We start from the raw sequence: 13,309 nt of genomic DNA on the forward strand, positions 1-13,309 counted from the left end.
CGGCGTGCTCAAGTCCGCGTTCGGCGGGGATGACTGCAACCTCGATCGTCCGTGGCAACCAGGCGGCGAAGGGCAGCTTGAGACATGGCATCGAATTGGTGATGCCCGACGGATCACAGCGAGATGTTCCGGAGAGCGAAAGCCCGCTCCGTCTGCCGCCTCAGTACTGTGACTTCGCATGACCGACACCGAGATCGAGCTCACCCCAGACCTGGTCCGCGACCTGCTGCAGGAGCAACATCCGGACCTTGCCGGGCTGACCATTCGCGAGGTGGCGGGCGGCTGGGGCAACCACATGTGGCGCCTCGGGGACGAGTTGGCCGTGCGCATGCAGCGCATGGACCCCACCCCGGAGCTCCAGCTCAAGGAACGGCGGTGGCTCCCCGTGCTGGCCCCACGCCTGCCGCTCCCGGTGCCGACCCCAGTGCGGTCCGGCGAACCGTCCGAGCGCTTCCCCAAGCACTGGACCGTGATGACGTGGGTTCCCGGCGAGCCGCTGGACCACGGTTCGATCAGCCGCGGTGACCACGCGGCCGACACGCTGGCGGGCTTCCTCCGGGCACTCCATGTGGAGGCGCCCGCCGAGGCGCCGATCGCCACGGACCGCGGTGGCCATCCCAAGAACTGCACGGAGGGCTTCGAGAACCTCTTCCAGGCTGTTGCCCCCGACGACATCGCTGCCGATGTCCGGGCCGTCTGGGACGACGCCGTTGCGGCCCAAGCGTGGAAAGGCCCGCGGGTGTGGGTGCACGGCGACCTCCATCCCGCGAACGTCGTTGTCTCGGACGGAACACTCTCGGGCATCGTCGACTTCGGCGACATGTTCGCCGGCGATCCAGCGTGGGACCTCGCCGCCGCATGGGTGCTGCTGCCCGCGGGCACAGCCTCACGGTTCTTCGACATGTACGCGCATGCAGACGAGACGGCGATCCGGCGCGCCCGCGGGCTGGCTGCTATGAAGAGCCTGTTCCTGATGCTCATGGGACAGAACGGCGATCGGGGCCTTCCCGGCGGCAAGCCGCACTGGGGACCTGCAGGCCGGGCGGCACTTGATCGGGTTCTGAAGGGCGTTTGACGCACGCTTCTCGAACCGGTTCTCGATCTGCCACTGCGTGGTCAGCCGGGTCGCGGTGGCGGGCGAGACCCGGCCGGGGAACTGACCAAGGTGAAAGGTTCGGCCGTCTGTCGTGATCTGCGCCGACCGGAAGTTCCTGCTCCGGATATCGTCAGCCTCGGACTTCCTGCCGTCCGGAACGAGGGCGTATGAACGACACCTACCACGACCATACGGTCCGTGATCTCAGCACCTGGCCAGTCGCTCGCCTCGAAGAAGCCCTTGCGACTGCCCAGGACGGCCGCGAGCTGGAACGCATCAGAGTCATCGCCCAGTCCCGCGCCTACGGGTGCGGTGATCCGGACAGCGCTCCGTTGCGCTGGGCCAAACTGTCGTTGAAGGCCAACAAGCGGCTTCCCGGCGGCACGTCCTGGAACGATGCCCGGAAAAGCAGCCAGAACTTCGCCCTCCGCACCTGGATCATCCAGCACGTCGGCCCCGGCACCGACCCGGACTGGGACCCCGAAGCGCTGGCCGCCGACACGCTGGCAGTTCTCACCCTCGCCCCCGGCCGGGCCCGCTCGCTGTCCACCGGCTGGCACGGCCTACCGGCCGAACGGATCAACGAACTGCGGCAACACAAGAACATGACGGCTCACGTGGACCAACTGGTGCACCTCATCCCGTCAGGACCGACGAAGGACCGGCTCAGCTCATGGATCGACGTACGCAAGCACCTGCCATGAGAGCCCCTACTCATACGGACATGCGGAATTCTCAGGGCCACGGGCGGGCCGGTGCCGCATGCACTCTCCTCTGACGGTCCCGGTCACAGGGGCAGCGGGCCGCGGTCCAGGCGCCCGACCCGAATGAGCCCGGCAGTATGACGGACCTGGCCGAAGCCCCTCTGCGCGCGCGGCCCAGGTGTTCCCGGCCGCCGAGCGCCGCGGCCGGATGCAAACCGTGAGCCAAGGGCAGATCCTCCACTCATCCCTCCGCGCTGGCGTGCGGCGGGGTCCAGCGGTCGGCGTCGATCCCGAACTCACCGCCCACGGTCCGATCTCCGGTCACCCTCGTCCGCACCATTGACGCGGTCATGCCTCCCCCGCATCATCGTGGGAGCGCTCCCACAGGCGCCGCTCCCACAGGCGCCGTATGCAAGGCATCCCACCGACCACTCACACCAGGCGTCCTGCCGACCGACGCGGCGCGCGCCCTAGGAGGACACGTCATGCCGCTCGCACACCTCCCCGCCGCCGGCCGGTTGGGCCGGCCGCCCCGCAGAGTCGGAAGAACCGCAGGCAGACGCCCCGCCGCCGCGCTCGTCTGCGCCCTGGCCACGGTCGTCGCCCTCGCCGCCGCTCCCCCGGCACCCGCCGCGACCGGCCGGGCCACCCCGGATCCGGCCGCCACTGCGACGGCCGCCGACGAGGCGTCGGCCGTCGCGGTCTCCGTCAACGCGGGGGTGGGGCTCGGCACCATCGACAAGGCGGCGTTCGGGGTCAACCACGCGCTCTGGGACTCGCACATGAACGACCCCGAGGTGACCGGCCTGCTGGGCGAGGCGGGTGTCGGCATGATGCGCTACCCGGGCGGCTCCTACGGCGACATCTACCACTGGAAGGACCACACCGCCCCAGGCGGATACGTGGCACCCGGCACCACCTTCGACGAGTTCATGGGCAGCGTCCGCGCCTCCGGCTCCCAGTCGATGATCATCGCCAACTACGGCACCGCCACCCCACAGGAGGCCGCCGACTGGGTCCGGTACGCCAACGTCACCCGCGGCTACGGGGCAAAGTACTGGGAGATCGGCAACGAGATCTACGGCAACGGCCACTACGGCAGCGGCTGGGAGGCCGACGACCACGCGGACAAGAGCCCGCGCGAGTACGCCCGCAACGTCCTCTCCTACGCCGAGGCGATGAAGGCCGTCGACCCGACAATCAAGATCGGCGCCGTGCTGACCACGCCGGGCGACTGGCCGGACGGCATCACCGGCCCGGGCGACTCGGCCGACTGGAACCACACCGTGCTGTCCGCGGTCGCCGGGACGATCGACTTCGCCATCGTGCACTCCTACCCGGGCGGTGCCACCGCCGACGACGCCCTGGACCGGACCGCCCGGCTGCCCGGACAACTCCGCGAGGTCCGCAGGCAGATCGACCGGTACGCCGGGGAACGCTCGTCGAGGATCGGCATCGCGCTCACCGAGGTCAACTCCAACGTCCAGATGAACAGCCGCCCCAACGGCCTGTTCGCCGCAGACACCTACATGACGGCGCTGGAGAACGGCGTCTTCAACGTCGACTGGTGGAACGTCCACAACGGGCCCGACAAGGTGGAGACGGTGGACGGCGACACCGACTTCAACGACTTCGGCCTGCTCTCCAGCGGCGGCTGCGTCGGCGACGTCTGCCAGCCGGCCGTGAATACGCCGTTCCATCCGTACTACGGCCTCAAGTCGCTGACCCAGCTCGGCCGTCCCGGCGACACGATGGTCGCATCCTCCACCGACAGCGACCAGGTATCCGCGCACGCCGTGCACCGGGCCGACGGCACGCTGAGCGTGATGCTGATCAACAAAGACCCGCTGAACTCCCGCACTGCAGACATTAGTTACGCCGGATACACGCCGACCACCCAGGCACCGGTCGTGCACCGGTACGGCCGCGGCGACACCGACGTCACCCGGGTGGCCGCCACCGCCGGGGGCGACCAGGTGCTGCCGCCGTACTCGATCACCACGATCACCGTCGCCCCACATGCCGCCGCGGCCTCGGTCGGCGCGCCCGGCGCACCGAAGACCACCGCGGTGGACAGCTCGACCGCCACGGTCAGCTGGGCCGCCCCCGCGAACGGCGAGGCGGTGCGCTACGAGGTGTACGAACGCCTGGGCGCCAACGCCCAGCTGCTCGCCACCTCGACCTCCACCTCGGCGACGCTGCACAACCTGCCGCCGGGATCCGAGCACACGGTCAACATCCTCGCCCGGGACGCCGACGGCCGCCTCTCGCGCCCGTCCGAGCCGCTGACGTTCGCCACCACGGCTCCGCGCGACAGCAGCTGCCTGGTCAACTACCGGGTCGACAGCGGCTGGGGCAATGGATTCGTCGCCACCGTCACCATCTCCAACGTCGGGAACGCCCCGATCAACGGCTGGACCCTGGAGTTCGCCTGGCCGTCCACCGGCCAGTCCGTGCAGAGCTCCTGGAACGCGAACGTCACCGGGTCGGGCACGCGCGTCCATGTGACCGACAACGGCGCCAACGCCGAACTGGCCCCGCGCGGCGGCTCCACCGCCACCTTCGGCTTCGTCGGAGCCAACGACGGCGCCAACCCCGCCCCGACGGCGTTCACCCTCAACGGAACAATCTGCCGCACCTCCTGACCCACCGCCTGCGGCCCGGCCCACCGGAGGGCGGGCCAGGCCGCAGGCGCGCATGAGGATCGTCGCCCGCACCCCGGAGGAGGCGGGCGTCGAGCCCGCCGGTGCTGTTCTCCCAGTTCGACGGAAGGAGTCGTGCGCCCATTCTCGGGTGACACGGCCCACCAGCCTCCCAGCGCGCCACCGGTCACTCAGCCCCGGGACCTAGAGCAGTCGATTTCTCCGCCTCGTCGCGACTGCGTGGCGGGACGGAGCGAGGTGGCATTCCAGCACGCCCCCCGCTCGCGGTGACCCCCCGCGGGCACCAGCCAGCGGGGATGTTTCTCTCACACGCGTCTCACCAACTGCGTAAACGCGCCTGGGCCACGGTGAGCTGACCTGGCCCTATGCATCGCACCTGGACCGCGCTGGACCCCACGGGACGCGATCCACCACCTGTGCCATGTTGGCGCGGCACGGCCGGATCGAGGGACTGCGCGCCTACGCCGCGCTGAACGGACATGAGATGGGCGTACAGCAGGTGGCGAAGGCGCTGGAGGAGGACGGAACCGCCCGCCGACTCCGCTGACCATCAAGTGGCGGTCGCCCTGAGCCTGCCGGTCAAGGAGCGCAGCAGGCCGGCGACGAAAACGGCCGAAGGGCCCTCGCCCTCGACAGCACGGGCCTTCAGGTCGTCCGACGCGGGGACTTCCTGCCGACGCCAACCTACGAAAAGATCGTCTTCCCGGTACAGGAACAAGACCCCCGGCCGGCCGGAGCAGGAACCGTCCAGCCGATCATTGGTCCGTGCGCACAGTCGGCGACAAGTGACTGCGCGGTCGCCCAACCTGCGCTCCTGCCCGCCGAGGAGTATCTCTCATTCGTGCCGAACGCGACCGTAACCGTCTCGACCTGCACATCGTCGATGACTCGGCGGACAAGTGGTAGGGAACCGTCACGACATGGTCGATGCCCAGGTGACGCGCCGTAGATCACGCCAGGGTGACGTGCATGCCACCTTCGGCCAGGAGATCGAGGACCACACCGAACAGGTCGTAGGGCTCGCCGTCCGGTGCCAGGGCAACCCGCAGCTGATCACCCGGGGCGAGCCCCCGCAGGACGAGCGGGGGCGCCGGCCGCTTGCGCGGCAGGACACGGGCAAATTCCCGGCAGGATCCCAGCCACCGGTGCCCGTCATGCACGCGAACACGTCCCTGTGTCCCTCAGGCGGACCTTCGTAGCCGTCCAGGCCGGTCAGCACGAGGCTGTCTGTCCCAAGGAGGTGCCCCGGTCTCTCCGCGTCCTCCAGCAACCAGGGGCCGAGCGTCTCATCCTCCGACGCCTGACTGGACCGGAGACTGCGCCGTCTCGCTGAGCGGAGCAGCCGTAGCTCTGTGAGACACGGGACACTCAGGCCCCTGACTTCGGTGAACCGAGGGGGTGGGAGACTGGCGGACATGGATATCCGTCGCAGGAACAACGTCACCGTCACCGGACGTGCGGACGGGCCGGTGCTTCTGCTGGCCCATGGGTTCGGCTGCGATCAGAACATGTGGCGTCTGGTCGTTCCGGCGCTCGCGGAGAGCTACCGGGTGGTGTGCTTCGACTACGTGGGCTCGGGCCGGGCGGATGCTTCGGCGTGGGATGAGCGGCGTTACAGCTCGCTGGAGGGCTACGCGCGGGATGTGCTGGACGTCTGCGACGAGCTGGACCTCCGCGACGTGACGTTCGTGGGGCACTCGGTCAGCGCGATGGTGGGGGTGCTCGCGGCGGCAAAGGCGCCGGAGCGCATCTCCCAGCTGGTGATGGTCGCTCCCTCGCCCTGCTACATCGACGACGACGATTACCGGGGCGGGTTCAGCGCGGAGGACATCGACGAGCTGCTGGAGTCGCTGGAATCGAACTACCTGGGCTGGTCGGCAGCCATGGCCCCGGTCATCATGGGCAACGACGACCGGCCCGAACTCGGCCAGGAACTGACCGCCTCGTTCTGCGCGACCGACCCGGCCATGGCCCGCGTCTTCGCCCGCACCACCTTCCTGTCCGACAGCCGCGGCGACCTCAAGACAGTCACGGTGCCGACGCTGATCCTGGAGTGCCGCCAGGACGTGATCGCCCCCCGGGAAGTCGGCGCCTACGTCCGTGAGGCGATTCCCGGCAGCCGGCTGATCACCCTGGAGGCGACAGGGCACTGTCCGCAGTTGAGCGCACCGCAGGCCACGGCCGGAGCGATCATCGACTTCGTCGGAGCCGCCTAATGATGTGCCGCACCGACCAGGCATCCGAGCCGGGCGAGGGAAATGACGTGGCCGCCACGGACGCGGTGTTCACGTCCATGCTGGAGGACAGCACGGAGGAGCTGTACGAGCAGGCCCCGTGCGGGTACTTGTCCACGCTGATGGACGGCACCATCGCAAAGATAAACTCCACGTTGCTCGAGTGGCTGGGTCTGGAGCGGACTCAAGTGGTGGGGCGGATGCGGTTCACCGATCTGCTCACGGTAGGTGGCAAGCTCTACCACGAGACGCACTTCGCCCCGACGCTGCAGATGCAGGGCGAGGTCAGCGGCATCGCCATGGACATCCAAACCGCCGGCCGGCAACGGATGCCGGTGCTGGTCACCTCGAAGGTGAAGACCAGCGAGAGTGCCCAGCCGATACTGATCCGCACCACGGTCTTCGACGCCCGCGAACGCCGCGCCTACGAGAAAGAACTGCTGCGCAGCCGCCAGGCGGCCGAGGAATCCCGCCGACAGGCCGAAGCCGACCGTGACCGGCTCCAAGAAGCCCTGGCGGCCCTGCAGCAGAGTCTGCTGCCCTCCCAGCTGCCCGTCATCCCGGGCCTGGAGGCGGCCTCCTACTACCACATTGCCTCCCCCGTCCAGCTCGGCGGAGACTTCTACGACCTGTTCCCGCTCGACGCCGACCGGTGGGCGTTCTTCCTCGGCGACGTGTGCGGAAAAGGCCCCCAAGCTGCCGCGGTCACCTCACTGACCCGCTACACCCTGCGCGCCGCAGCCCTGCACGACCCCGACCCCGTCACCGTGCTGACCACCCTGAACACCGTGCTCCACGATCGCTACGCGAGCGGCGACACCCGCTACTGCACCGCCGTGTTCGGCACCCTGCACCCCGGCGCCGGCCAGGTCGAAGTGCACCTCGCCTCCGGTGGACACCCCTCCACGCTGATCCAGCGCGCGGACGGCAGCGCCGAGTACCTGCCCACCCCCGGCGGGATGCTCATCGGCGTGCTGCCCAAGGTCCAGTTCACTGCCGCCCGCACCCGCCTGTTCCCCGGCGACACGATGCTTCTGTACACCGACGGTCTCACCGAGGCCCGTACCGGGCCCGAGCGCGAGCTGTACGGAGAGGACGCCCTGCGCGCCTTCGCCGCCGGTCAGCCCGCGGCCGGCCCGCAGGCCCTGATCAGCGCACTGACCGGGCTGATCGACGGGTTCGGCGACGGACTCGACGACGACACCGCGCTGCTCGCCCTGGGCGTGCCCGCACCGCTTCCCACCCCTGCGAGCGAAGACCCGACATGAGCCTGCTGACGATCACCGCCCTCGAGACGGCCACCGGTCCCGTACTGGAGATAACCGGTGACCTCGACTACGTGACGGCGCCCGAACTCCGTAGCGCCGTGAAGGAGCTGACCATGGCCGGCGGGCAGCTGCTGGTCCTGGATCTCGCCGGCCTGGAATTCTGCGACTCCAGCGGGATCAGTGCTCTGTTGTCGGCCAGGAGCTTGGCTCTCGAGCAGGGCGGCGACGTAGCTCTGGCTGCGGTCCCCGCCAACACCGCGCGCATCCTGGGCATCACCGGTCTGGACCGGGTTTTCACCATTCACCCGGACGCCACCACGGCCACGGACCGCGATTCCCTCGCAGGTTGAACATCGCGCTGTGCTGGTCGATGGAGTGATGGGCAGCAGATGGTGTGGATCGGCGGCCGCACCCATTCCCCGAGTGCGCCCGCTCCTCACCCGGCAACGTCAACTCGGCCTTCGTTCGTCGGCCCGGGAAGAGCGAAAGCCCGACTCGATCCGGTCGGGCTTTCGCTTCGGAGGCCGGCCGGAAAGGCCACGGGCACTGCCGCAGCACACCAGGTCGCGCTTCTCGGGATCCGTCAGGCGGTGGCCGCCTGCCGGTGGGCACGGATGATGTCCGCGTACCGTCGGCCGCTGGTCTTCATGGTCCGCTTCTGAGTGGCGTAGTCGACGTGGACGAGGCCGAAGCGCTTGTCATAGCCGAAGGCCCACTCGAAGTTGTCCAGGAGCGACCAGGCGTAGTAGCCGGCGAGCGGTGCGCCCTTGCGGACGGCGCTCGCGCAGGCGGCGAGGTGCTGCTCCAGGTATCGGGTGCGGTCGGGGTCGTGGACGGAGCCGTCGGGGCCGGTGGCATCGGGGAAGGCGGAGCCGTTCTCGGTGACGTACAGCTTCCGTATGCCGTAGTCCTCGGTGAGGCGTAGCAGGAGGGCCTCCAGGCCGCCGGCGTCGATCTGCCAGTCCATGCCGGTGCGGGGCACATCGGGGAGGCGGACCTCGCGGGCGTGCGGGACGGGGCCGTCGGGGTCGTCCGCGACCGTGACCGGGAAGTAGTAGTTGAGGCCGTGCCAGTCGAGGGGGGCGGCCATGATGTCCAGGTCGCCGGGCCGTTCGGGGAGTTCGACGCCGTAGAACTCGCGCATGTCGGCGGGAAAGCCGCGCCCGTGGACGGGGTCGAGCCACCAGCGGTTGGTGTGGCCGTCCATACGGACTGCGGCAGCGAGGTCCTCGGGCCGGTCGGAGGCGGCTTCGACGGTGGAGTGGTTGGTGACCAGGCCGACCTGCGCGCCCGGGGCTGCGGCACGGATGGCCTGGGTGGCGAGGCCGTGGCCGAGCAGGAGGTGGTACGAGGCGCGGACGGCGGCGGTGAGGTCGGTGAGGCCGGGGGCCATCCGTCCTTCCAGGTGGCCGATCCAGCCGGAGCAGAGTGGTTCGTTCAGCGTGGCCCACTGGGTGACCCGGTCACCGAGGCGCTCAGCGGCGACGGAGGCGTAGGCGGCGAGGTGTTCGGCGGTGGCCCGTTCGGTCCAGCCGCCGTGGCTGTCCTTGACCCGGTCCTGGAGGGCCTGCGGGAGGTCCCAGTGGTAGAGGGTGACGGACGGTGTGATGCCGGCGTCGAGAAGGGCGTCGACGAGCCGGTCGTAGAAGTCGAGTCCGGCGGCGTTGACGGGCCCGTCTCCCCCGGGGACGATCCGGGGCCAGGCGATCGACATCCGGTAGGCGTCGGTGCCGAGCTCCTTCATCAGGGCGAGGTCCTCGGGCCAGCGGCGGTAGTGGTCGCAGGCCGTGTCGCCGTTGTCGCCGTTTTCGACGGCGCCGGGGACGTGGGAGAAGGTGTCCCAGATGGACGGGGCCCGGCCGTCCTCGGCAACGGCGCCCTCGATCTGGTAGGCGGCGGTCGCCGTGCCCCACACGAAGGAGGGCGGGAAGGCCGCCAGGTCGAGCGCGGCGGAGTCGAGGGGTTCGGAAGGGGGGACGGACACAGGGAGCCTCTTCGTATTCAGTGTGGAGATGATCGGCAGGGCCGGGGGTGAGGCGGCCGCGCCGGGTGTCACTTGACCGCGCCCGCCGTGAGGCCGGCGACGAGGTAGCGCTGGAGCAGGAGGAACCCGACGACGACGGGGACGCTCACCACCAGGGAGGCGGCCATCACCTGGTTCCAGTAGACGTCGTTGAGGGTGGCGTAGCCCTGGAGTCCCACGGAGAGTGTGCGGGTCTCGTCGTTGGTCATGACCGAGGCGAAGAGGACCTCACCCCAGGCAGTCATGAAGGCGTAGATCCCGACGGCAACGATGCCGGGCCGGGCAGCCGGGATGATGACACGGAACAGCGCACCGACCGGTCCGCAGCCGTCGACCTTCGCCGCCTCGTCCAGCTCGCGCGGGATGGAGTCGAAGTACCCGGTGAGCATCCAGATGGCGAAGGGCAGCGAGAAGGTCAGATAGGTGAGGATCAGGCCCTCACGGGAGCCGAAGAGAGCGATGCCGGTGGCGTTGCCGATGTTGACGTAGATGAGGAAGAGCGGCAGCAGGAACAGGATGCCGGGGAACATCTGCGTCGACAGGACGGTGACCGTGAAGGCCCGCTTGCCGCGGAAGTCGTAGCGGCTGACCGCGTACGCGGCGAAGATCGCGATGGCCACTGAGAAGACGGTGGCGGCGCCGGCGACGATGATCGAGTTCACGAAGTAGTCGGCGAGCGGGACCGTGTCCCAGATGTCGGCGTAGGGAGTCAGGGTGAAGTGGGACGGGATCCATTCGAACTTCCCCGAGACGTCCTCCAGCGGCTTCACCGAGCTGGACACCATCACGTACACCGGCAGCACCACGAACGTGGTGAGCAGGGTGAGGAAGATCCGCCGGGTCCACAGGAAGGAGCGGGGCGCAGCCATCGGGGAGCGCTGCCGGGTCGTGCGCGGGTGGGCGGCCTCAGGCATCGGTGGCCTTCTTTCCCCGGCTGGTGAGCAGGAGGTAGACGCCCGTGACGACGAGCAGGAAGAGCAGCAGGAGCACGGACATGGCCGAGCCGGTGCCGAAGTTCCACGTCCGGAAGGACGACTGGTAGATGTGGAGCGAGATGAGGTCTGCGGCCTCGGGCGCCGCCTTGCCGAAGAGCACGAACGGCGTGTTGAAGTCGTTGAACGTCCACAGGAACAGGACGAGCACCAGGACCTGGTTGACGGAGCGCAGCGACGGCAGGGTGATGTGCCTGATCTGCTTCCACACGCCGGCCCCGTCGAGCGCGGCTGCCTCGTACATGTCCCGGGGGATGTTCTGCAGTGCAGCCATGACGGTGAGGAAGGCGAAGGGCCAGCCCTTCCACACGGAGACGACGAGCAGGGCCCAGAAGCTGTTGTCCCCGATGAGCCAGAAGGCAGGGCTGTCACCCACGCCGAGCTGGTCGTGGAGGACGTGGTTGATGATGCCGTTGTCGCGCTGGAACATGAAGGCCCAGGTGATGACGGCGGCGTAGACGGGCAGGGCGTACGGGACGAGGAAGAGGGTGCGGAGGATGCCCCGGCCGCGGAAGTTCTCCTGGAGGAAGATCGCGGCGGCTGTGCCGAGGAGCCAGCACAGGCCGACGGACAGCACGGTGAACTCGCATGTCGTCAGGAAGGACTTCAGGAGTGCCTGGCCGACGGGGGCGTCGAAGTCGATCGCGACGGAGAAGTTGTCGAGTCCGGACCAGGGGGACCCGGACCAGTTGCTGATGTAGAACTGCGTGAGCTCGCGGAAGCTCATGGTGATGCCCATGAGCATCGGTATGAGGTGGACGAGGAGTTCGAGGAGCAGGGCGGGCAGGAGCAGCAGGTAGGGCAGTGCGATGCGGCGACGCCCGGAGCGGCGCGGTGCGGGCGCCCCTCCGGGTGTGGCCTTGCGCACCGCCGGCTCCTGCGTGGGAGTGACGACGGTATGGGTCATGGTGCTGTCGCCTACTTCTTCGGCATCTGCTGCTGAGCCTTGTTGAGCTCGGCCTTGACGGATTCTGTGGTGACGGGCTTGCCGGCCGCGGCTGCGGCGAACAGCTCCTTGACCGCGGTGCCGACGACCGTCTCGAACTGCGACTCCTCGGGAACCTGCGGGAGGGCGGTGGCGCTGGTGGCGAGGGTGTCGCGCAGGACCTTCAGGGAGGGGCTGTTGAACGCGGGGTCCTGCTGGGCGGTCTTGACCGACGGGATGGAGCCGTAGGCCTTGTTGAGGAGGATCTGTTCCTTGTCGCTGGTCATGAACTTCACGAACTTCAGGGAACCGTCGAGGTTCTTGGTGTTCTTGAAGACGGCCATGTTGATGCCGGCGACCATGGAGTTGGTCTGCGCACCCGTGCCGGGCGTGCCCGAGGGAACCGGGGCGGGGGCCACTCCCCACTCGTCCTCGTTCATGCCCTGGCTCTTGAACGTGGCAGAGGCGGTCTGCCACAGGACCATGCCGGTCTTGTCCTTGGCGAAGTCGCTCAGGGACTGGTTCTGGGCGTACTCGGCGTTGCCGGGAGCGACGATCTTCTGGGTGGCCATCAGGTCGACGTACTGCTTGACGGCGGCCACGGCGCCGTCGGAGGTGAAGTCGGCCTTGCCGTCGGCGGTGAAGAAGTCGGCGTTGTGCTGCTTGCCGAGGACGAACACCTGGTGGATGTTGTTGGACAGGTTGGAGCCCTCGACTCCGATGCCCCACTTGCCGTCCTTGCTGAGCTTCTTGCCGGCTGCGGCCACCTCGTCCCAGGTCGTCGGCGGCTTGGCTATGCCGGCGTCCTTGAACATCTTCTTGTTGTAGTAGAGGGCGTAGGCCATCGAGTACAGCGGGACGGCGGCCGGGTCCTGTCCCTGGACGCCGGTGGAACCGAGCGCGGAGTCGACGAAGCGGCTCTTGCCGCCGACGGAGTCGAAGTTCTTCGCGTCGAAGGGCAGCAGGGCTCCGCTGGACTGGAGGGACGCGCTCCAGGTGTTGCCGATGTTGAGGACGTCGGGACCCTGGCCGGAGGTGGTCGCGGTGAGGATCCGGTTGAGCAGGTCGGCCCAGGGCACGACCTCCAGCTTCACCTTGATCCCGGTCTCCTTCTCGAACTTGTCGAGTTCGGGCTGCAGGACCTTCTTGTCGACCTCGATGCTGGCGCCCTGGTTGGAAGCCCAGTACGTAAGCGTCTTGGGGTTCTCGTTGGATCCGGCTCCACCCGTGGATCCGCCGCAGGCGGCCGCTGTGAGGACGAGGGAGAGGGTGACAGCGCCAACGGCTGCGACTCTGATCTTGCGCATGGTCCTGGAGTCCCTTTCAGGGAGTCGGAAGCCAAGGAGGGTGGGCGATGCCCCGCGGTCGATCCCCCACCTAGCCTCTCGGCTTAATTTATGGTGT

General features: G+C 68.6%; 11 protein-coding genes and 1 pseudogene. 7 read left to right on the forward strand and 5 right to left on the reverse strand.

Annotated elements, in window-relative coordinates; all coding sequences use genetic code 11:
- The first annotated feature begins 178 nt into the window (after positions 1 to 178).
- The 4 genes from ABZ434_RS22585 to ABZ434_RS22600 all read left to right on the forward strand — a co-directional run bounded on the left by ABZ434_RS22585 (position 179) and on the right by ABZ434_RS22600 (position 5,010).
- Entirely contained in the window at positions 179 to 1,075 is an 897-nt protein-coding gene (locus ABZ434_RS22585; RefSeq protein ID WP_359139641.1) for an aminoglycoside phosphotransferase family protein, read from the forward strand.
- Between the two features lie 188 nt (positions 1,076 to 1,263).
- On the forward strand, positions 1,264 to 1,800 hold the full coding sequence (locus ABZ434_RS22590) for a hypothetical protein (protein ID WP_359139644.1): 537 nt from the start codon (positions 1,264 to 1,266) through the stop codon (positions 1,798 to 1,800).
- Positions 1,801 to 2,285: 485 nt separating this feature from the next.
- A complete protein-coding gene (locus ABZ434_RS22595; RefSeq protein WP_359139647.1) occupies positions 2,286 to 4,445 on the forward strand; it encodes a cellulose binding domain-containing protein in 2,160 nt (719 codons plus the stop codon).
- A 439-nt stretch (positions 4,446 to 4,884) separates the two neighbouring features.
- A complete protein-coding gene (locus ABZ434_RS22600) occupies positions 4,885 to 5,010 on the forward strand; it encodes a hypothetical protein (RefSeq protein ID WP_359139650.1) in 126 nt (41 codons plus the stop codon).
- A gap of 487 nt (positions 5,011 to 5,497) precedes the next feature.
- On the opposite strand, the pseudogene ABZ434_RS22605 reads toward ABZ434_RS22600, so the two are convergent.
- Positions 5,498 to 5,757: pseudogene (locus ABZ434_RS22605) on the reverse strand (hypothetical protein); the annotation flags it as partial.
- Positions 5,758 to 5,878: 121 nt separating this feature from the next.
- On the opposite strand from ABZ434_RS22605, the gene ABZ434_RS22610 reads away from it, so the two are divergent.
- From ABZ434_RS22610 to ABZ434_RS22620, 3 genes are read left to right on the forward strand one after another with little or no spacing between them, the layout of a single operon-like run.
- The gene (locus tag ABZ434_RS22610; protein ID WP_359139653.1) at positions 5,879 to 6,679 is read left to right on the forward strand and encodes an alpha/beta hydrolase; all 801 of its coding nucleotides are present in this window, start codon (positions 5,879 to 5,881) and stop codon (positions 6,677 to 6,679) included.
- Positions 6,680 to 6,681: 2 nt separating this feature from the next.
- A complete protein-coding gene (locus ABZ434_RS22615) occupies positions 6,682 to 7,965 on the forward strand; it encodes a SpoIIE family protein phosphatase (protein WP_359139713.1) in 1,284 nt (427 codons plus the stop codon).
- Complete coding sequence (locus ABZ434_RS22620; RefSeq protein WP_359139656.1) at positions 7,962 to 8,315, forward strand: STAS domain-containing protein; 354 nt, start codon at positions 7,962 to 7,964, stop codon at positions 8,313 to 8,315. The genes ABZ434_RS22615 and ABZ434_RS22620 overlap by 4 nt, the downstream gene beginning before the upstream one ends.
- A gap of 233 nt (positions 8,316 to 8,548) precedes the next feature.
- On the opposite strand, the gene ABZ434_RS22625 is transcribed toward ABZ434_RS22620, so the two are convergent.
- The 4 genes from ABZ434_RS22625 to ABZ434_RS22640 all read right to left on the reverse strand — a co-directional run bounded on the left by ABZ434_RS22625 (position 8,549) and on the right by ABZ434_RS22640 (position 13,212).
- Positions 8,549 to 9,949 carry a GH1 family beta-glucosidase gene (locus ABZ434_RS22625; RefSeq protein ID WP_359139659.1) on the reverse strand — a complete coding sequence of 467 codons (1,401 nt, stop codon included), beginning with the start codon at positions 9,947 to 9,949 and terminating at the stop codon, positions 8,549 to 8,551.
- A 68-nt stretch (positions 9,950 to 10,017) separates the two neighbouring features.
- On the reverse strand, positions 10,018 to 10,857 hold the full coding sequence (locus ABZ434_RS22630) for a carbohydrate ABC transporter permease (RefSeq protein ID WP_359139716.1): 840 nt from the start codon (positions 10,855 to 10,857) through the stop codon (positions 10,018 to 10,020).
- Between the two features lie 37 nt (positions 10,858 to 10,894).
- On the reverse strand, positions 10,895 to 11,887 hold the full coding sequence (locus tag ABZ434_RS22635; protein ID WP_359139662.1) for a sugar ABC transporter permease: 993 nt from the start codon (positions 11,885 to 11,887) through the stop codon (positions 10,895 to 10,897).
- An 11-nt stretch (positions 11,888 to 11,898) separates the two neighbouring features.
- Positions 11,899 to 13,212, reverse strand: coding sequence for an extracellular solute-binding protein (locus ABZ434_RS22640; RefSeq protein ID WP_359139665.1), 1,314 nt, complete (start codon positions 13,210 to 13,212; stop codon positions 11,899 to 11,901).
- Between the last annotated feature and the right edge of the window lie 97 nt (positions 13,213 to 13,309).

It is taken from the genome of Streptomyces sp. NPDC005761, from assembly GCF_040630635.1.
In the GTDB taxonomy this organism is placed as follows: domain Bacteria; phylum Actinomycetota; class Actinomycetes; order Streptomycetales; family Streptomycetaceae; genus Streptomyces.